20 protein-coding genes are annotated in these 19,701 nt (G+C 63.5%); 14 read left to right on the forward strand and 6 right to left on the reverse strand.

Annotation, left to right across the window (positions count from 1 at the left end; all coding sequences use genetic code 11):
• The first annotated feature begins 63 nt into the window (after positions 1 to 63).
• Together aroC and ribB are read left to right on the forward strand one after the other, a co-directional pair.
• The gene (gene aroC / locus AC04SH_RS19510; RefSeq protein WP_488576272.1) at positions 64 to 1,170 is read left to right on the forward strand and encodes a chorismate synthase; all 1,107 of its coding nucleotides are present in this window, start codon (positions 64 to 66) and stop codon (positions 1,168 to 1,170) included.
• 115 nt (positions 1,171 to 1,285) lie between these two features.
• Complete coding sequence (gene ribB / locus AC04SH_RS19515) at positions 1,286 to 2,386, forward strand: 3,4-dihydroxy-2-butanone-4-phosphate synthase (protein WP_488576273.1); 1,101 nt, start codon at positions 1,286 to 1,288, stop codon at positions 2,384 to 2,386.
• Positions 2,387 to 2,723: 337 nt separating this feature from the next.
• On the opposite strand, the gene AC04SH_RS19520 is transcribed toward ribB, so the two are convergent.
• Complete coding sequence (locus AC04SH_RS19520; RefSeq protein ID WP_488576274.1) at positions 2,724 to 3,947, reverse strand: MFS transporter; 1,224 nt, start codon at positions 3,945 to 3,947, stop codon at positions 2,724 to 2,726.
• Between the two features lie 120 nt (positions 3,948 to 4,067).
• Here AC04SH_RS19520 and AC04SH_RS19525 point away from each other — a divergent pair, with 120 nt between their 5' ends.
• From AC04SH_RS19525 to AC04SH_RS19560, 8 genes are all read left to right on the forward strand, one after another.
• A complete protein-coding gene (locus tag AC04SH_RS19525; protein WP_488576275.1) occupies positions 4,068 to 4,676 on the forward strand; it encodes a TetR/AcrR family transcriptional regulator in 609 nt (202 codons plus the stop codon).
• 92 nt (positions 4,677 to 4,768) lie between these two features.
• Positions 4,769 to 5,746, forward strand: a complete 978-nt coding sequence (locus AC04SH_RS19530) for a hypothetical protein (protein WP_488576276.1) — start codon at positions 4,769 to 4,771, stop codon at positions 5,744 to 5,746.
• Positions 5,747 to 5,817: 71 nt separating this feature from the next.
• Entirely contained in the window at positions 5,818 to 6,744 is a 927-nt protein-coding gene (locus AC04SH_RS19535) for a histone deacetylase family protein (RefSeq protein WP_488576277.1), read from the forward strand.
• A gap of 3 nt (positions 6,745 to 6,747) precedes the next feature.
• Entirely contained in the window at positions 6,748 to 6,999 is a 252-nt protein-coding gene (locus AC04SH_RS19540) for an exodeoxyribonuclease VII small subunit (protein ID WP_112396785.1), read from the forward strand.
• 45 nt (positions 7,000 to 7,044) lie between these two features.
• Positions 7,045 to 7,311 (forward strand): DUF2277 domain-containing protein, encoded by a 267-nt coding sequence (locus AC04SH_RS19545; RefSeq protein WP_112563862.1) that lies wholly within the window; start codon positions 7,045 to 7,047, stop codon positions 7,309 to 7,311.
• A gap of 10 nt (positions 7,312 to 7,321) precedes the next feature.
• The gene (locus AC04SH_RS19550; protein ID WP_488576278.1) at positions 7,322 to 8,242 is read left to right on the forward strand and encodes a pirin family protein; all 921 of its coding nucleotides are present in this window, start codon (positions 7,322 to 7,324) and stop codon (positions 8,240 to 8,242) included.
• Positions 8,243 to 8,351: 109 nt separating this feature from the next.
• The gene (gene dxs / locus AC04SH_RS19555) at positions 8,352 to 10,265 is read left to right on the forward strand and encodes a 1-deoxy-D-xylulose-5-phosphate synthase (RefSeq protein WP_488576279.1); all 1,914 of its coding nucleotides are present in this window, start codon (positions 8,352 to 8,354) and stop codon (positions 10,263 to 10,265) included.
• 150 nt (positions 10,266 to 10,415) lie between these two features.
• The gene (locus AC04SH_RS19560) at positions 10,416 to 10,700 is read left to right on the forward strand and encodes a hypothetical protein (protein ID WP_488576280.1); all 285 of its coding nucleotides are present in this window, start codon (positions 10,416 to 10,418) and stop codon (positions 10,698 to 10,700) included.
• Here the strand turns inward: AC04SH_RS19560 and AC04SH_RS19565 are convergent.
• Complete coding sequence (locus AC04SH_RS19565; protein ID WP_488576281.1) at positions 10,697 to 11,098, reverse strand: GFA family protein; 402 nt, start codon at positions 11,096 to 11,098, stop codon at positions 10,697 to 10,699. The genes AC04SH_RS19560 and AC04SH_RS19565 overlap by 4 nt on opposite strands.
• Positions 11,099 to 11,238: 140 nt before the next feature.
• Between AC04SH_RS19565 and AC04SH_RS19570 the strand changes: the two genes are divergently transcribed.
• Entirely contained in the window at positions 11,239 to 12,003 is a 765-nt protein-coding gene (locus tag AC04SH_RS19570) for a TlyA family RNA methyltransferase (protein ID WP_488576282.1), read from the forward strand.
• Complete coding sequence (locus tag AC04SH_RS19575) at positions 12,000 to 13,235, forward strand: class I SAM-dependent RNA methyltransferase (RefSeq protein WP_488576283.1); 1,236 nt, start codon at positions 12,000 to 12,002, stop codon at positions 13,233 to 13,235. The genes AC04SH_RS19570 and AC04SH_RS19575 overlap by 4 nt, the downstream gene beginning before the upstream one ends.
• 59 nt (positions 13,236 to 13,294) lie before the next feature.
• Here AC04SH_RS19575 and AC04SH_RS19580 read toward each other — a convergent pair whose 3' ends face one another.
• From AC04SH_RS19580 to AC04SH_RS19595, 4 genes are all read right to left on the reverse strand, one after another.
• Positions 13,295 to 13,948: a transglutaminase-like cysteine peptidase gene (locus tag AC04SH_RS19580; protein ID WP_488576284.1), complete on the reverse strand. Its 654-nt coding sequence runs from the start codon at positions 13,946 to 13,948 to the stop codon at positions 13,295 to 13,297.
• Positions 13,949 to 14,083: 135 nt separating this feature from the next.
• Positions 14,084 to 15,496: a metalloprotease TldD gene (gene tldD / locus AC04SH_RS19585; RefSeq protein ID WP_436258871.1), complete on the reverse strand. Its 1,413-nt coding sequence runs from the start codon at positions 15,494 to 15,496 to the stop codon at positions 14,084 to 14,086.
• A 105-nt stretch (positions 15,497 to 15,601) separates the two neighbouring features.
• Positions 15,602 to 16,087, reverse strand: a complete 486-nt coding sequence (locus AC04SH_RS19590; RefSeq protein WP_488576285.1) for a YbjN domain-containing protein — start codon at positions 16,085 to 16,087, stop codon at positions 15,602 to 15,604.
• Positions 16,088 to 16,142: 55 nt separating this feature from the next.
• On the reverse strand, positions 16,143 to 16,691 hold the full coding sequence (locus AC04SH_RS19595; RefSeq protein ID WP_112563882.1) for an invasion associated locus B family protein: 549 nt from the start codon (positions 16,689 to 16,691) through the stop codon (positions 16,143 to 16,145).
• Positions 16,692 to 17,097: 406 nt separating this feature from the next.
• Between AC04SH_RS19595 and coxB the strand changes: the two genes are divergently transcribed.
• Together coxB and ctaD are read left to right on the forward strand one after the other, a co-directional pair.
• On the forward strand, positions 17,098 to 17,952 hold the full coding sequence (gene coxB / locus AC04SH_RS19600) for a cytochrome c oxidase subunit II (protein ID WP_488576309.1): 855 nt from the start codon (positions 17,098 to 17,100) through the stop codon (positions 17,950 to 17,952).
• A gap of 38 nt (positions 17,953 to 17,990) precedes the next feature.
• Positions 17,991 to 19,643 carry a cytochrome c oxidase subunit I gene (ctaD, locus tag AC04SH_RS19605; protein WP_352584617.1) on the forward strand — a complete coding sequence of 551 codons (1,653 nt, stop codon included), beginning with the start codon at positions 17,991 to 17,993 and terminating at the stop codon, positions 19,641 to 19,643.
• Positions 19,644 to 19,701 lie beyond the last annotated feature (58 nt).

The raw sequence follows: 19,701 nt of genomic DNA on the forward strand, positions 1-19,701 counted from the left end.
TGTGGAAAACGCCAATAGAAGGCACCCTTGATCCGGTTCCGCTGCCGGGCAGGGCAAAATTCCATGTCTCACAACACGTTCGGCCATCTCTTCCGCGTCACCACCTGGGGCGAAAGCCATGGCCCGTCGCTCGGCTGCGTCGTCGACGGCTGCCCGCCCGGCATCCGTTTCACACGGGCGGAAATCCAGGCCGAGCTCGACAAGCGCCGTCCCGGCCAGTCACGTTTTGTGACGCAGCGCCGCGAACCGGACGAGGTGAAGATCCTGTCCGGCTTCATCCTCGACGAGGACGGCGAGACGATGATCACCACCGGTACGCCGGTCTCAATGCTGATCGAGAATGTCGACCAGCGCTCCAAGGACTATGGCGAGATCGCCCGCCAGTACCGTCCCGGCCACGCCGACTACACCTATGACGTCAAATACGGCGTGCGCGACCATCGCGGCGGCGGTCGTTCCTCGGCGCGCGAGACGGCAGCGCGCGTGGCTGCCGGCGCGCTTGCCCGCAAGGTGGTGCCCGGCATGGTGGTGCGCGGCGCGCTGGTCTCGATGGGCGAGAAATCCATCGACCGCGCCAACTGGAACTGGAATTTTATTGGCGACGCCGAAAACCCGTTCTTCACCCCTGATCCTGCTTCCGTTCCCGTCTTCACGCAGTATCTCGACGGCATCCGCAAGGCCGGCTCCTCGGTCGGCGCGGTGATTGAGATCGTTGCGGACGGCGTTCCGGCAGGCCTCGGCGCGCCGATCTATGCCAAGCTCGACCAGGACATTGCGTCGGGCCTGATGTCGATCAACGCCGTCAAGGGCGTCGAGATCGGCAATGGTTTCGAGGCCGCCCGCATCACCGGCGAACAGAATGCCGACGAGATGCGCATGGGCAATGACGGCAAGCCGGTCTTCCTGTCCAACAATGCCGGCGGCATTTTGGGCGGCATCTCGACCGGACAGGCGATCGTCGCCCGTTTCGCCGTCAAGCCGACCTCGTCGATCCTGACGCCGCGCAAATCCATCGACAAGGACGGCAACGACGTCGATGTCATGACCAAGGGCCGCCACGACCCCTGCGTCGGCATCCGCGCCGTGCCGATCGGCGAGGCCATGGTTGCCTGCGCGATTGCCGATCACTATTTGCGGCACCGAGGACAGACGGGAAAGGGAGGGGCATAGGGCAGTAAGGCAGTAGGGCAATATGTTACGCAGCCCGCCGAACACAGCCAGATTTTCCTTTTCCCTACTGCCTTACTGCCCTATTCCCCTACTGCCCTGTGAGCGAAGCGAGCCAATGCCTTACGACCAGAAGAAAATCGTCGAAGCCCTCCGCGCTTTCGAGCGCGGTGAGATCGTTGTCGTCATGGACGATGACGGACGCGAGAACGAGGGCGATCTGATCGTTGCCGCCGTCCATTGCACGCCGGAGAAGATGGCGTTCATCATCCGCCACACCTCCGGCATCGTCTGCACGCCGATGCCGCGCGAGGAGGCGAAGCGCCTGAACCTGTCGCCGATGGTCGCCGACAATGATTCCGCCCACACCACCGCCTTTACCGTCAGCGTCGATTTCAAACATGGCACTACGACCGGCATTTCAGCCGACGACCGCACGCTGACCGTGCGCAACCTCGCCAACGGCAATGTCGGCGGTTCGGATTTCGTCCGTCCCGGCCACATCTTTCCGCTGATCGCCCGCGAAGGCGGGGTGCTGATGCGCTCGGGTCATACCGAAGCCGCGGTCGACCTGTGCAAGCTCGCCGGCCTGCCGCCTGTCGGCGTGATCTCGGAACTGGTCAACGACGACGGCACCGTCAAGCGCGGTCCGCAAGTGGCGGCCTTCGCCGAAGAACATGGCCTCAAGCAGGTTTCGGTCGCCGACCTCATCGCCTACCGGCAGCGCAAGGAAACGCTGGTCGAGCGCGTCGCCTGTTCCGAAATCGATACGCTCGGCGGCAAGGCGCAGGTTTTCACCTACACGTTGCCCTGGGATTCCATGCACCATGTCGCGATCGTCTTCGGCGATATCCGCGACGGCGAGGACGTGCCGGTGCGGCTGCATTCCGAGGATGTGGTGACGGACGTATTCGGCACCAGCCACCGGCTCGACGGCATCATGAAGGCGATGGGCGAACGCAAGCGCGGCGTCATCGTCTATCTCCGGGAGGGTTCCGTGGGCGTCGCCCATCAGGAGCGCAAGCGGCCGCTGAGCGGCGACCGCGAGGACCATGAAGAGGCACGACGCCGCGAGAACGAATGGCGCGAGATCGGTCTCGGCGCGCAGATCCTAAAGGATCTCGGCATTTCCTCGATCAACCTGATCGCCTCGCGCGAACGCCACTATGTCGGCCTCGAAGGCTTTGGCATCCACATCGCCAAGACCGAGATTATCTAATCCCAAGCTTCGGGTTGGCGGATCGGAACCAGCCGCACCTAGCAATCGCATGCTTTGGAGATTGGCGTAAAACGCCCATCTCTTCGTCATCCACGGGCGAAGCAAGGAGCGTAGCGACGCGGCGCAGACCCGAGGATCCATGCCGCGACTTCCACGTGCCGCCACGGTGCAGGATCCTGTTCCGTTGTACCCTTCGCCTTTGGTCGCGGCATGGATCCCAGGGTCTTCGCGACGGAGCTTCGCTCCTGCTTCGCCCTGGGATGACGACCGCGTAGAGGCTTCAGCCAATCGCGAACGTCGTCACTATCGAAAACAAACGGCTGGATGCTTGTCCACGTCACTCCGCAGGAACGGCGGCCGCGTCGCATCCGTCCAGCTCGCATTCATGGGTGGCCAGGCTGCGCTGGCCGGCGAGCACCGTGACCAGAGCGATAGTGCCGGCCGCCACCGAAACCCAGAACCCGTTCCGGGCGCCGAACTCATCCACCACCGCGCCGGCGGCAAACGAGCCGAGCGCCATGCCGATGCCGATACCGGTCATCACCCAGGTGATGCCTTCGGTCAGCATCGCTTCTGGCACGTGCCGCTCGATCAGGCCGAAGGCGGTGATGAAGGTCGGCGAGATCGCCACGCCGCTGACGAACACGGTCAGCGCCAGCTGCGGTACCGTGCCGGCTGTGAGCGGCAGCAGCGTGCCGAGCGCGACGAGGGCGACCGCGATGGCCAGCTGGCGTTGCAGCGGCGCCTTCAGGCTGACGGCGCCGACGACGAGGCCAAGCACGAACGATCCCAAAGCATAGACACCGATGACGAGGCTGGCGGCGCCGGGCTGGCCGAGCTCCTTGGTGATCGCAACCGTGGTCACTTCCGTCGTGGCGAAGGTGGCGCCGACGAAGATCAGGGCGAAGGTGATGATCTGCACCGGCCGCAGCCGGATTGCCGAGCCGCTCGAGACATGATCGACCGGCCGGACTTGCGGTTCGGTCGAGCGCTGCAGGATGAAGGCTGTCGAGCCGATGGCGAGGAACAGCGTGCTCACCAGAACACCAGCTTCCGGGAACAGGGCGGCACTCAACCCCACCGACAGTGATGCCCCGGCGATGTAGACCAGTTCGTCCGCCGCCGACTCGAAGGCGAAAGCGGTGTTCATCTGCGGCCGGCCGCGAAAAATCTCGGTCCAGCGCGCGCGCACCATGGCCGGCATGCTGGGCATGGCGGCGGCCGCCAGCGCCGACACGAACAGTGTCCATACCGGCCAGTCCTGATTGGCCGCCGCAATCAGGATCGCAAAGGCGAGCACGGTGACGATGGTGGTGGGAACAACGATGCGCGTCTGGCCGAGCCGGTCGACCAGCCTTGAGATTTGCGGTGCAACGAAAGCATTGCTCAGCGCGAAGGTCGCCGCGACGGCGCCGGCCAGCCAGTATTCGCCATGCGTTTGCGACAGCATCGCCACGATTCCGATCGGCGCCATGGCGATCGGCAGGCGGGCCAGGAAGCCGGCAGCGGCAAAGCCCTTGGCTCCTGGGGCGCGAAAGATTTCGGCGTAGGGGTTTTGCATGGCTTGATTCCTCGACAAAGGCCAATTCGACAATTACATACGATGCGTATGATTATTAGATAGAGCATACGCATCGTATGTCAATTGGCATACGGAGCGTATGTTAATAAGGCCAGAACCATGCACAGACCCCGCAAGGAGATGATCGCCGAGACGCGCGCCAAGCTGATCACGGCGGCCCGCAATGCCTTCGGCACGATCGGCTATGCCGAGGCGTCGATGGACGATTTCACCGCCTCGGCCGGGCTGACGCGTGGCGCGCTCTACCATCATTTCGGTGACAAGAAGGGGCTGCTGCAGGCGGTCATCGCCGAAATAGACGGCGAGATGGCGGTTCGCATCAATGAGATCGCGTCGAAAGCGCCGACCCGCTGGCAGCATTTCGTTGACGAATGCACGACCTATATCGAAATGGCGCTGGAGCCCGAAATCCAGCGCATAATGTTCAGGGATGGCCCGGCCGTGCTGGGGGACCCGGCGCAATGGCCGAATGCCAATGCCTGCGTCGGTTCAATGACCGATCATCTGACCAGTCTGCAGCAGGAGGGGGTGGTCGTCCCCGGCGTCGATCCCGAAACCGCCGCGCGGCTGATCAACGGCGCCAGCAGCCAGGCGGCGCAGCGCATCGCCAATTCGAACGACCCCGAAGCGACATCGAAGACGGTGGTGGCGGCCTTCAAGCAGCTGCTCGAAGGGTTGCTCAAAAAGCAGGATTCGCAGCCGGTCTGAAGTCTCACCAGCCAATACCCGGCATCTGCCGAGATTGACAATTTTCGGCCCAGGCTCATCCTTCCCACCCATCTCTGAGGGGAGATTCGGGCATGTGGGATTTCGATATCGGCAGGTCGGTGTCCATGATGATCAGGACATGGCCGTTCATCGTCTTTCGCATGATCGTCTATTTCGGCATCACGCTCGCCTACATCGTGGCGACCGGAAGCGGCGCCTCCGTTGGCTATGGCGTCGGCCATATCTCCACCGATCCCGACGGGCCGCTTTCCTTTGCGCTCTGGGGCGGCATCGTCGGCATCGGTGTCGTTTCGATCGCGCTTTATTGGATCCGCGAGTACATCCTCTACGTCGTCAAGGCCGGCCATATCGCCGTCATGGTCCATCTGATCGACGGCCGCGACGTCCCCAATGGCCAGGACCAGATCGCCTATGCCCAGGATGTGGTGAAGGAGCGTTTCGCCGAGGCCAACATCCTTTTCGTGCTCGATCAGCTGGTCAAGGGTGCCATCCGCGCCATCACCGGCCTGATCGGCGGCATCGCCGCCTTCCTGCCCATTCCCGGCCTCAGCGGTCTGGTCGCCTTCATCAACACGGTGATCCGCCTGTCGCTGACCTATGTCGACGAGATCATCCTCGGCTACAACATCCGCATCAACTCGTCCTCGCCCTTCGAGACGGCGCGGCAAGGCGTCGTGCTCTATGCCCAGAACGGCAAGATCATGGTCAAGAACGCCGTCTGGCTGGCTGTCATCATGTGGGGCGTCTCCTTCGTCATCTTCCTGCTGATGCTGGCGCCGGCCGCCGCCATCATGTGGTTCATCCCAGGGCAGCTCGGCGGCTGGGCCTTCGTGCTGGCGATCCTGCTGGCCTGGGCCTTCAAGGCGGCCTTCATCGAGCCCTTCGCCATCGCCTGCCTGATGCAGGTCTATTTCAAGACCATCGAAGGCCAGGTGCCGAATGCCGAATGGGACCAGCGGCTGGCCGAGGCCTCGTCCAAGTTCCGGGAGCTCAAGGACAAGGCGCTGGCCTCGTTCGGCGGCTCGCGCTGGACGCAGCCGAGCACCTAAACCCTGTTGAACGTCGGGGCGGTGTGGCCTGAAACCATGGTCAAAGCGGCCGGGCGCGCCTATATCGGGTCATGGTCACCAGGCTCTACACCCATCCGATCTTCCTCGAACATCTGACGCCGCCCGGTCATCCGGAGCGGCCAGATCGCTTGCGCGCCATAGAGCGCGTGCTCGACGACGAGGCCTTTGCCGCGCTCGACCGGGTCACGGCGCCGCAAGGCGACGAGGCCACCATTCTCTATGCCCACCCCGAGGATTTCGTCGCCCGCGTCCGCGCCGCGATCCCCGAGAGTGGCATTGCCTCTATCGATGCCGACACCAGCGCCAGTCCGAAAAGCTGGCAGGCGGTGGTCACCGCCATCGGCGCGGCCAACGCCGCCGTCGACGATGTCTTCGAGGGCCGCGTCGCCAACGCTTTTGTTGCCGCGCGTCCGCCCGGCCACCACGCCGAAAAGACCACGGCGATGGGGTTCTGCCTGTTCAACACCGCGGCCATCGCGGCGCGTTATGCGCAGAAGAAACACGGCGCCGAGCGCGTCGCTATCGTCGACTGGGACGTCCACCACGGCAACGGCACGCAGGACATTTTCTGGGACGATCCGTCGGTGCTTTATTGCTCGACGCACCAGATGCCGCTCTATCCCGGCACCGGCGCCAAGAACGAAACCGGCGCCGGCAACATCGTCAACGCGCCGCTGGCGCCACAGACCGGCTCGGACATGTTCCGCGATGCCTTGCTGTCGCGTGTCCTGCCGGCGCTCGACAATTTTGCGCCGGACCTGATCATTATTTCCGCCGGCTTCGACGCCCACCATCGCGACCCGTTGGCCGAGATCAATCTCAGCGAGGACGATTTCGACTGGGCAACCGGCCAACTGCTGGAGCGCGCCGGGCGCCACAGCGGCAACCGGCTCGTCAGCCTGCTCGAGGGCGGCTACGATCTGCAGGGACTGGCATTTTCGGTCGCAGCCCATGTCGGGCGGCTGATGAAGGGATAGAGTATGGCTGGCGAAGCAAATGAAGACGTCAAGGCGATGAGCTTCGAGCAGGCACTCGACGCGCTGGAAAAGATCGTCGATGATCTCGAACGCGGCGACGTGCCGCTCGACCAGTCGATCAAGATCTATGAGCGCGGCGAAGCGCTGAAGGCCCATTGCGACCGGCTGCTGAAGTCGGCTGAAGACAAGGTCGAGAAGATCAGGCTGTCTCGTGACGGCAAGCCGGTGGGAACCGAGCCGCTCGACGCGGAGTAATTTGTCAAACGGGGCGGGCAGAGAAAGCAGGTAAGGAGTTCAAGCATGTGCAGAAACATCAAGACCCTGTTCAATTTCGATCCGCCGGCAACCCATGACGAGATCCGCGACGCCGCCCTTCAGTTCGTGCGCAAATTGAGCGGAACGACGCGGCCCTCGCAGCGCAACCAGGCGGCCTTCGACCGCGCCGTCGAGGCGATCGCTGAATCGGCGCATGAATTGCTGCATTCACTTGAAACCAACCATCATCCACGCAATCGCGAAGAGGTGGCGGCCAAAGCAAAAGCCAAATCGGCGCTGCGCTTCGCCTGAGGAAATCCAGATGAGCTTCTTCCCCGGCAAGGACCCTGAGCCTGGCGACGCCTTCGCCAGCGATCAGATCGAGCTGATGGTCATTCCGAACGCCAAGGACATTGGCGGCTTCCAGGTTCGCCGCGCTCTGCCGACGGCAAGGCGGCGGCTGGTCGGTCCCTTCATCTTCTTCGACCGCATGGGTCCGGCCATATTGCGCGGCGGCCAGGCAATGGATGTGCGTCCGCACCCGCATATCGGGCTTTCCACCGTCACCTATCTGTTCGACGGCAAGATCAGGCACCGCGATTCGCTCGGCACCGAAATGGTCATCCAGCCCGGCGACGTGAATTTGATGACGGCCGGCCGCGGCATCGTCCATTCCGAGCGCACGCCCGAGGAATTGCGCGGCGCGCCGATGTCGATCTCCGGCCTGCAGACCTGGCTGGCGCTGCCCGACGGCAAGGAGGAAGTGGCGCCGGTGTTCGAGAACACCGCAGCGCTGCGTCTGCCCGAAATCGACGCCGAAGGCGTCAGCGGCCGCGTGGTGATCGGCGATTTCCAGGGGCTGCGCTCGCCGGTAAGAGCTGACACCGAGACGCTCTATGCCGATCTGCGCCTGGCGCCCGGCGCCAGCGTGAAAATTCCAGCCGACGCCGAGGAACGCGCCATCTACACGCTGGACGGCGATGTCTCGATCTCCGGCGACCGTTTTCCGGCCGAGCGGCTGCTGGTGTTCCGGCCCGGCGACGAATTCGTCGTCTCGTCCGAGCGCGGCGCCCATTTCATGCTGTTCGGCGGGGCATCGCTCGGCTCCCCACGCCACATCTGGTGGAACTTCGTCTCGTCGTCGAAGGAGCGCATCGAACAGGCCAAGCAGGAATGGAAGACAGGCCGCTTCGATATCGTTCCTGGAGATGAGGAAGAGTTCATTCCGTTACCGGACAATTAACGTCAGCAACACCCGCGTCACTGACACGCATTTACATTCGGCGGGCGGAGGCATATTTCGCCCATGATCAACGCGCATGAACGAAAATAGCTGGGCAGGCTCCTAAACAGTGAACGCAACGCTGCATACGCCGCTTCTCGACAAGGTTCGCATTCCAGCCGACCTGAAGAAGCTTGACGAAAGCGAGCTGCCGCAGCTGGCCTCGGAGCTGCGCGCCGAGCTGATCGATACCGTCTCGCATACGGGCGGCCATCTCGGCGCCGGCCTCGGTGTCGTCGAACTGACCGTGGCGCTGCATTATGTCTTCAACACGCCGGAAGACCGGGTGATCTGGGATGTCGGCCACCAGGCCTATCCGCACAAAATCCTGACCGGTCGCCGCGACCGCATCCGCACGCTGCGCCAGGAGGGCGGCCTGTCCGGCTTTACCCGCCGCGCCGAGAGCGAATACGACCCGTTCGGCGCCGCCCACTCCTCGACCTCGATTTCCGCCGGCCTCGGCATGGCCATGGCGCGCGACCTCTCGGGCGGCAACAACAATGTCATTGCCGTCATCGGCGACGGCGCCATGTCGGCCGGCATGGCATTTGAAGCATTGAACAATGCCGGCGCGCTCGATGCCCGGCTGATCGTCATCCTCAACGACAACGACATGTCGATCGCGCCGCCGACCGGCGCGATGAGCGCCTATCTGGCGCGGCTCGCCTCAGGCAAGACCTATCTCGGCCTGCGCGATTTCGGCAAGAAGCTGACCTCCTATCTCGGCAAGCGCGCCGATCGCGCCATCACGCGGGCGGTCGAGCATGCGCGCGGCTACGTCACCGGCGGCACGCTGTTCGAGGAGCTTGGCTTCTACCATATCGGCCCGATCGACGGGCACAATCTCGAACACCTGATCCCGGTCTTGAAGAATGTCCGCGACAATGCCGACGGCCCGGTGCTGATCCATGTCGTGACCCAGAAGGGCAAGGGTTACGGCCCAGCCGAGGCCGCGCCCGACAAATATCACGGCGTCAACAAGTTCGACGTCATCACCGGCGCGCAGACCAAGGCGCCGGCCAATGCGCCGGCCTACACCAAGGTGTTCGCCGAAAGCCTGATCCAGGAAGCCCGCTTGGACGACCGTATCGTCGCCGTCACCGCTGCCATGCCGAACGGCACCGGCCTTGATCTGTTCGGCGAAGTTTTTCCGACCCGGACCTTCGATGTCGGCATCGCCGAGCAGCATGCGGTGACGTTTGCCGCCGGCCTCGCCACCGAAGGTTACAAGCCCTTCGCCGCCATCTATTCGACCTTCCTGCAGCGCGCCTATGACCAGGTCGTCCATGATGTGGCGATCCAGAAATTGCCGGTGCGTTTCCCCATCGACCGCGCCGGCTTTGTCGGCGCCGACGGCGCCACCCATTGCGGCGCCTTCGACACCACCTTCCTGGCGACGCTGCCGGGCTTTGTGGTGATGGCGGCAGCCGATGAGGCGGAGCTTCGCCACATGGTGCGCACCGCCGCCTGGTATGACGAAGGCCCGATCGCCTTCCGTTATCCGCGCGGCAACGGCGTCGGCGTCGACATGCCGGAGCGCGGCTCGGTGCTCGAAATCGGCAAGGGCCGCATCGTCAGGGAAGGCACCAAGGTGGCGCTGTTGTCCTTCGGCACGCGGCTGCAGGACTGCCTGATTGCCGCCGAGGAACTCGGCGCGGCCGGGCTTTCGACGACGGTTGCAGACGCCCGCTTTGCCAAGCCGCTCGACGAGGATCTGATCCGCCGGCTTGCCCGTTCGCACGAAGTGCTGGTGACCGTGGAAGAGGGCGCTGTCGGCGGCTTCGCCAGCCACGTGCTGCAGTTCCTCGCCCATGAAGGCCTGCTGGAAAGCGGCCTGAAAGTGCGGCCGCTGGTGCTGCCCGACGAGTTCACCGACCACGCCAAGCCGGAAAAAATGTATGCAGACGCCGGGCTTGATGCCGCCGGCATCGTGCGCACCGTATTCGTTGCGCTTGGCCACTCAGCCCGCGCCCAGCGCGCCTGAATCAAAATCTCAAGCCTTTGAAGCGGTTTGCTGACTTTCTGTCGTAACGCTCTGTTAACGCTTCTGTTTGGCGTTTCGCTTACCCTGTCTTTTGGCCGTTTTTCAACGCCGCCCTGCTAGAACCCGACCAAGGCAGGGAGTTAAACAACAATGCGAACGCTTCTGTGCGGCGTGGCCCTTTTGGCCGTCATCGCCGCGCCGGCCGTGGCCGAAACCCGCTATGACCGCAAGCTCGAACAGGCGGTCGTCGAGATCGTCGCCGGCAAGATGGGCAACATCAGGGGCGGCTTCTCCTACAAGCAGGTGCCGCAGCTCGTTGTCGTGCCGGATGCGCCTGTCGTGCCTGTCGAGACGCCGCGCAAGCAGGCTTCCGGCGACGCCGGTGATGGGCTGACGCCCGCCGTCGAGCGTGAGGTTTCGCGCACCATTTTCTAGAACCACATATCGCGCACGCAGCGCCCATCGCGCGGCAGATCGTCAAAAGTGTCCAGCCCGTCGAAATGATCGATCGGCAGGTCGGCGACCGCCTCCGGCGGCGCCAGCCTGACATTGACGGCGATCCGTGTGCGGCCGCTGGAACCGGTGCGCAGGCCGCGCCACGCAAGCACGCAGGCACAGGTCGGGCAAAACAGGATCTCGAGCGAGGACTCGTTTTTCCCAGCGCGCGCATAGGAACGCAAAGGTCCTGCAACGCGGATGCGCTCGTCGACAAAATCATACGCCCAGAGTGTGCCGTAGCGGCGGCAAAGCGTGCAGTTGCAAGCGGTGATCGGGCCGGGGTCGCCCTCCAGGGTCCAGTGGGCGGCGCCGCAATGGCAGGTTCCCGTCAGCATTCCTCCTCCTCCGCATTGCCTGAGCCATCCCGCCCGGGCATCTTGCCGGACTGGGTGCGATTATCAACTGGCGGCGGGCCGGCCGGCTTCTCTCGTCCCAATGTCCTTGCCTTCGCGGCCGGCTTTCGCCATGAAGGCCAATGAACTCCCCTCTGCCAGCCCGCACACGCCAGCGGCTCGACGAAGTGCTCGTCCAGCGCGGCCTGTTTGCAAGCCGCTCGCGCGCCCGCGACGCGGTCGAGCGTGGCACCGTCACGGTCGACGGCGTGATCGCCCGCAAGCCCGGCCAGACCGTTTTGCCGCAATGCCTCATCATCATCGACGATCCCGCGCAGGGCTATGTCTCCCGCGCGGCGCTGAAGCTGATTGCCGGGCTCGACCATTTCAGTTTCGATCCGGCCGGCAGCGAGGCGCTCGATATCGGCGCCTCGACCGGCGGCTTCACGCAGGTGCTGCTCGAACGCGGCGCGGCCCATGTCACGGCGATCGATGTCGGCCACGGCCAGATGCATCGCAATGTCTCGTCCGACCCGCGCGTCACCGTGATCGAGGGCTTGAACGCCCGCGAGCTCACCGCCGCTGATCTCGGCGGCCGCATTCCGGATTTCATCGTCTCCGATGTCAGCTTCATTTCGCTGAAACTGGCGATGCCGCCGGCGCTCGCCATCGCCAGGCCGGGAGCGCGTGCCGTGTTCCTGGTCAAGCCGCAATTCGAGGCCGGCCGCGAGGCGATCGGCAAGGGCGGCCTGTTGAAAGACCCCTATGACGCCGCCCGCGTTGCCGGCCTGCTGCAGGAATGGCTCGAAGGCGTCCCAGGCTGGCGTACACTGGGTCTGCACATGTCGCCGATCGAAGGCGGCGACGGCAACCGCGAATTCCTGCTCGGTGGGATCAAGGACCGATGAGCACGCGCTTCACCATCAAGAGACTGGGCTCGCAAGGCGATGGCGTCGCCGAGACGGAAACCGGCGAGCTGTTCATTCCCTTCACGCTGCCCGGCGAAACCGTCACCGCGGCGCGCGAAAGGGATCGCGCCACGCTGATGGCGGTGCTGGAAGCCTCGCCGTTGCGCATCGACCCGGCCTGCCGGCACTTCACCGAATGCGGCGGCTGCGCCGTCCAGCATCTGCAAGCCGACGCTTACCAGCAATGGAAACGCGACAAGGTCGTGCACGCCTTGAAAGGCATTGCTGGCGACATCGGCGCATTGGTGCCGTGTGCACCCCACACACGCCGCCGCGTCGTGCTTGCTGCCCGGCGCGCCGACACCGGCATGCTGCTTGGCTTCCATCGCCATCTGTCGCCGGAAATCATCCCCATCGAGGAATGCCCGATCTCGCTGCCGGAGATCGTCGCAGCACTCGATCGCTTGCGATCGGTCGCCGACCTGGTTTGTGCCACCACCAAATCGTTCCGCATGGTGGTCACGGTGACGGGTTCGGGCCTCGACGTCGCGGTCTATGAGTCAGGCAAGCTGGGAGAGAACCAGCGCCGGGTCGCCTCCAACTTCGTCATGGCCAACGGTTTTGCCCGGCTTTCGATCGATGACGAGATCGTCATCGAGCCGAAAAAACCGGTGGTCATGTTCGGCACAGTCGCTGTCGCCGTACCGCCCGGCGCCTTCCTGCAGGCAACCGAAGCCGCCGAACAGGCGATGGCCGATATCGTTGGCGGACATCTGAAACGCGCCAAGAAAGTCGCTGATCTGTTCGCCGGCTGCGGCAGCTTTGCGCTTCGGCTGGCGGCGAAATCCGAGGTGCATGCGGTCGAAGGCGATGCGGCGGCTCTGTCGGCGCTCGACCGCGGATCACGCTTCGCCACCGGCCTGAAGCGGGTAACCGGCGAACGCCGCGACCTGTTTCGGCGCCCGCTGACGTTCAAGGAACTGAACGCCTTCGATGGTGTCGTCTTCGACCCGCCGCGCGCCGGCGCCGAAGACCAGTCGAAGCAGATCGCCCGCTCCGACGTGCCGTTCGTCGCCGCCGTCTCCTGCAACCCGGTGACGCTGGCCCGGGATTTACGCATCCTCATGGATGGCGGCTACATGCTGAAAAGCGTCACGCCGATCGACCAGTTCCTCTGGTCGCCGCATGTCGAGGCGGTGGCGCTGCTGGAGAAGCCAAAGAGACGGCGGTAGAGCAATTCCAGGAAAAGTGTGAAGCGGTTTTCCGCCCGGAATTGCGAAAAACAAGGGGCCTAGCTTGGCGACATCCGTTTCGGCGTGCCGCCGCGTTGGTTGATCGATACCCATGTATTTGGGTTCTGCTGCGACTGGCGTTTCAGGAAGTAATAGCCCGTCGCGTTCCAGGGCCTGATCTCATCGACCAGATTGTCGAGGACAAGATCGCCCTTGTCGGTCTTCACCGTCAGGATGGTGTGGCCTTCATTGTTGAGGTCGCGCACCACCGTCATCAGCAGCGCCTGCCGCGGGAATCCCGCTTGCAGAAGCAGCTTGCGCTTGTAGAGCGCGTAGATCTTGCAGTCGCCCTTGCCGTCCACAGGATAGTCCCAGTGGTCCTCCATCGTGCCCCAATGATCGAAATTGCTGACCGGCTTGATCGACCTGTTCGCCTTCTGATTGACCCGCTTGAGAATGCTCAGCTTCTGCGGGGTCAGCTTGACATCGGCGGCCGGCAAAGCAGGCACCTTGCACTCTTTTGGCCGGCGGTGGCAGAAATCGACCCAGCCGTAGGGGACGCTGGTGCTTCCGCCGACAGCGGCGGCGGACTGGGTCGACCGCGCCTTGAACCATGTCGACTGTGCTGCCGCCGGACCGGCTTGCAGCGCTGTCGCGCCAGTCAACGAAACGAAGCCAAGGAGGAGAGCCAGGACGCCGGGCCGCATTGCCATCACCAACACCGCAACGAGAAGGCCGGTACTGCCAAAACGGCAGCCCAGGCAATTGAACAGTTACTAATTTCCTAATGTGAATTGTGTTCGCTTCAAGGTGCCGGCTGAGATTTGAAGCGTGTTACCGGAATACGCTCAAACCCTGGTGCCGCCCACCGTCATCTGGTTCATCCTGAGATGCGGTTGGCCGACGCCGACCGGCACGCCCTGGCCGGCCTTGCCGCACATGCCGATGCCGTTGTCGAGCTTCATGTCGTTGCCGATCATCGACACGCGGTGCATGGCGTCTGGCCCGTTGCCGATCAGCATGGCACCCTTGATCGGCTGCGTCACCTTGCCGTTCTCGATCATGTAGGCCTCGGTGCAGCCGAACACGAACTTGCCTGAGGTGATGTCGACCTGGCCGCCGCCGAAGGAGACGGCATAGATGCCGTTCTTGACCGAGGCGATGATCTCGTCCGGCTCCATGTCGCCCGATGTCATGTAGGTGTTGGTCATGCGCGGCATGGGCTGGTGCGCATAACCTTCGCGCCGGCCATTGCCGGTCGCCTTCATGCCCATCAGCCGGGCGTTCTGGCGGTCCTGCATGTACCCGACCAGTCTGCCGTCCTCGATCAGCACGTTGCGGGCCGACGGCGTGCCTTCATCGTCGACGGTGAGCGAGCCGCGCCGCTCGGGCATGGTGCCGTCATCGACCACGGTGACCCCCTTGGCCGCCACCTGTTGGCCGAGCAGGCCGGCAAAGGCCGAGGTCTTCTTGCGGTTGAAATCGCCTTCCAGCCCGTGGCCGACGGCCTCGTGCAACATGACGCCCGGCCAGCCGCTGGACAATACGATGTCGAACGTGCCGGCTGGCGCCGGGATGGCTTCGAGATTGACCAGCGCCTGCCTGAGCGCCTCTCGTGCCGCATGCTTCCAGCTGTCCTCGACCAGGAACTCGCCGAACGCCTTGCGCCCGCCCATGCCGTAGGAGCCGCTCTCCTGGCGGTCGCCGTCGCCGACCACGACGGACACGTTGATGCGGACCAGCGGGCGGATGTCGCGCACCATCTGACCATCGGCGCGCACGATCTCGACATGCTGCCAGGACGCCGCGAGCGAGGCCGTGACCTGGCGCACGCGCGGATCCTCGGCCCGAAGCCAGGCGTCGATCTCCTGCAACAGCTTGGCCTTGACCTCGAAGGAAGGCGAGGGGATCGGGTTCTCGTCGCCGTAGAGATGGCGGTTGGTGCGGGCGGGTGCCGCGGCAAGCGTGCCGGAATAGCCGCCCTTGACGGTCGACACGGCGTCCGCCGCGCGCAGCAGTGACGCCTCGGAAAGATCGCTGGAATGGGCGTAGCCGCTGGCCTCGCCAGCCACCGCACGCAGGCCAAAACCCTGGTCGGTGTTGAAATTGGCGGTCTTCAATCTGCCATTGTCGAACATCAGCGCTTCGCTCTCGCTGTATTCGAGGAACAGCTCACCGTCATCGGCGCCGTTAAGGGTGTCGGCGACGATCCGCTTGATACGATCGTCGGAAATGTCGAATTGGCCGATCAGGCTGTTCATGGCAGGTCCGTTCACAGGAGGAATGGTGTTGCCACGATGTAGGCGCGAAGACGCGCCTGCACAATCCGCAATGACGATCCGCAGCCGACCGTGGAGCGCGCGGCCCTATTTCCCGTTCACGAATTCTTTGATGTCGCTGGTCATGGAATCCCAGTTCGAGAACTGCTCCTCGAGATAGGAGCGGGTAACCCCGCCCCTGAACATGACATCCATCTTGAAGTTCGACCCGTCACCGGAAAAGGCCTTCACCCAGCGGTATTTCTTGTTCCATTCATTGGCCTGGTCGGCTGTGAAGGCATCCGTATAGCCCGACGAGAACTGGATCGACTTGCACTTCTCATGGTTTTCGCAACCGTAGAAGTAGATGACATACTTCATGCCTTGGAGCCGGCCGGAAACCATCGGATCGCCGCCGTCGTCCTTGTCCATCTTGGCCGAGCCATAGCCCTTGGCAATTTCGAGAATGACCGCCGGGTCGGGCGCCGTGATGATTTCGACATCCTCGGCAAAGGCGACGGAAATTGCGCCGGTCAGGATCAGACCGGTCGACAGAAGCAGGGAAAAAGCGCGTATGATGACCCCCGCAGCCAAAAATCAAACCCGTGGGAACTCTGCTTCAGGCCCCGCCTTTTCGCAAGCATCAAGCTCAGGGCAGGGCGGCAAAACCGTCGGCGAAGCCCTTGAGGTCGACAGGGATGCCGATGCCTTCTTCCGGCGTCTGGAAGACGATGAAGGTGGCCGACGTGCCGGTCTTCAGCGTATCGAGCAGCGGCTTTTCAAGAATGACCTCGGCGTAGCAGCCGTCCTGGAAGCAGCGCACGAAATAGGCGCGACCGATATCCTTGCCGTCGACATTGAGGCCGAGCCCGTTGGGCAAAAGCACGCCGAGCGGCGCCAGCACGCGCAGGATCTCGGCCTTGTTGTCGGCTGTCCGCAGCACGACGACCGAAAGTCCCATTTCCGGGCGATCCTCGGCGACGACGTTCTGCATCATCACGCACTGTTCCGAGGTGGCGCCGGCCGGTGTGTCGCAGATGATCGACCACGCGCCATGCGTCGACTTGACCGTGCCGCTCGGCTGCGCTGCATTGGCAGTGCCGGTTGCGGACGAGCCGATACCGATCAGGGCGGCGAGAACGATGACCTTCGCCCCGCTTCTCGAAAGCCAGGAGTTTCTCGAAAGCCAAGAGGTCATGACGGCTCCATTAGCGAATCACGGCACTTTAAGCCGCGCCAAGGCCAAGTAAAGGATAGGGCGACCGCCGGTCAGCCCCGGCAAGCGCAATAATGCGCTTTTCCCTAGCAAATTCGCCCGAATTGCGACCGTCGGGCGCATTCCGGCCGCAAGCCCGCATAGCCCATCTGTCGACGATCCGCGCAAGCCGCGAGGCCGTTGAAACGGCGCGCTCGCGCTTGCGCGCAAAAATGCCGCACGGTTTTGCCCGCTCCTTTCTTGCGGAGGGAAATAGAGTATGGTTTGAACCAGCCTTGGGACTGTCCGGGATTCCCATCCCGGCGATGTACGATATTCCTGCGCCACGACGGCAGGGAACCGGGAGATGATGACGGCGATGAGAAAATTCCCAACAAGCGCCAAATTGATGGCAACAGCAGCTGCTGCCACCGCATTTTTCGCCGGTGCCTCCGCCCATGCGGCCCAGCCGCAGCCGTGGGAGATGACCTTTCAGCCGGCGGCGACCGACATGATGCGGCAGATCGAGTGGTTCGGGAACTACACGATGTGGTTCGTCGTCCCGATCACCGTGCTGGTGCTTGTTCTTCTCGCCTGGTGCATCTTCAGGTTCCGCGCCAGCGTAAACCCGGTTCCGTCCAAGACCAGCCACAACACGCTGATCGAGATTATCTGGACTGTCGGGCCGGTCGTCGTCCTGCTGTTCATCGCCATTCCCTCGTTCCAACTCCTGACCGCGCAGTACACGCCGCCGGAAGAGGCCAAGCTGACCGTCAAGGCGACGGGCAATCAGTGGAACTGGGACTATGAGTACCAGACCGAGAACACGCTCTCCTTCAACTCGGCCATCCTTCAGGATGCCGATCGCGCGGCGATCGGCAAGGAAGACCGCAAGGTCTACCCGCGCCTGCTGGCGGTCGATAACGAGCTGGTGGTGCCGGTCAACACCATGACCCGTGTCCTGGTCACCGCGACCGACGTCATCCACTCCTTCGCCATGCCGGCCTTCGGCATCAAGATGGACGCGGTTCCCGGCCGCACCAACGAGACGTGGTTCAAGGCGGAGAAGGAAGGCCTCTATTACGGCCAGTGCTCGCAGCTCTGCGGCAAGGACCACGCCTTCATGCCGATCGCCATCCGCGTCGTCTCCGACGCGCAGTACAAGACCTGGCTGGCAGCAGCCAAGACCGACCTTCCCGGCGCCAACAAGGCGCTGATGGCCGAGGTCGACGGTACCAACAAGGTAGCGGCCGCCGGCAATTGATGCCGCGGGTTAGCAAGAATTAGGGAACGGAGCCGACCATGGCAGAAGCTGCAGCTCACGACGATCACGACCACAAGCCCTATCATGGCTGGGTCCGGTGGGTGTACTCCACCAACCACAAGGACATCGGCACGCTCTATCTGATCTTCGCGATCTTCGCGGGCATCGTCGGCGGGGCGCTTTCGGTCGTCATCCGCATGGAGTTGCAGGAGCCGGGCATCCAGATCTTCACCGGCCTGGCGCAGATGGTTTATGGCATGAACGGCGATGCCGCCATCGACGGCGGCAAGAGCATGTACAACGCCTTCGGCACCGCGCACGCGCTGATCATGATCTTCTTCATGGTCATGCCGGCGCTGATCGGCGGCTTCGCCAACTGGATGGTGCCGATCATGATCGGTGCCCCGGACATGGCCTTCCCGCGCATGAACAACATCTCGTTCTGGCTGCTGCCGCCGGCCTTCATCCTGCTCATCGCCTCGGCCTTCATGCCGAGCGCGCCCGGCGCCTATGGCGTCGGCGGCGGCTGGACACTCTATCCGCCGCTGTCGACCTCCGGCCAGCCCGGACCCGCGATGGATCTGGCGATCCTGTCGATCCACATTGCCGGCGCTTCGTCGATCCTCGGCGCCATCAACTTCATCACCACCATCTTCAACATGCGCGCGCCGGGCATGACGCTGCACAAGATGCCGCTATTTGCTTGGTCGGTGCTGGTCACCGCCTTCCTGCTGCTGTTGTCGCTTCCGGTGCTCGCCGGCGGCATCACCATGCTGCTTACCGACCGCAATTTCGGCACCACCTTCTTCACTCCGGATGGCGGCGGCGACCCGCTGCTGTTCCAGCACCTGTTCTGGTTCTTCGGTCACCCCGAGGTGTACATCCTGATCCTGCCGGGCTTCGGTATCATCAGCCACATCGTCTCGACCTTCTCGAAGAAGCCGGTGTTCGGTTATCTCGGCATGGCTTACGCCATGGTCGCAATCGGCGCCGTCGGCTTCATCGTCTGGGCGCACCACATGTACACGACCGGCCTGTCGCTCGACACGCAGCGCTACTTCGTCTTCGCCACCATGGTCATCGCGGTGCCGACGGGCGTGAAGATCTTCTCCTGGATCGCGACGATGTGGGGCGGGTCGATCTCGTTCAAGACGCCGATGCTGTGGGCGCTTGGCTTCATCTTCCTGTTCACGGTCGGCGGCGTCACCGGCGTTCAGCTCGCCAATGCCGGCCTCGACCGCTCGCTGCATGACACCTATTTCGTCATCGCCCACTTCCACTACGTGCTGTCGCTCGGCGCGGTGTTCGCCATCTTCGCTGGCTGGTACTACTGGTTCCCGAAGATGACTGGCTACATGTACTCGCCGGTGATCGCCAACACCCACTTCTGGGTTACCTTCGTCGGCGTCAACCTGATCTTCTTCCCGCAGCATTTCCTCGGCCTCGCCGGCATGCCGCGCCGCACCATCGACTATCCCGACGCGTTTGCCGGCTGGAACATGGTGTCGTCCTACGGCTCCTATATCTCGGCCGTCGGCGTGGTGATCTTCCTCTATGGCGTCTTCGAAGCCTTCCAGAAGAAGCGGGTGGCTGGCGCCAATCCATGGGGCGAGGGTGCAACCACGCTCGAATGGCAGCTGCCTTCGCCGCCGCCCTTCCACCAGTGGGAACAGCTGCCGAAGATCAAGTAAGGCAGCCCGAATACGAAACCGCCGGCCCGCCGGCGGTTTCGGCCAACGGAATGATTGG

Source organism: Mesorhizobium sp. CNPSo 4688 (assembly GCF_057784295.1).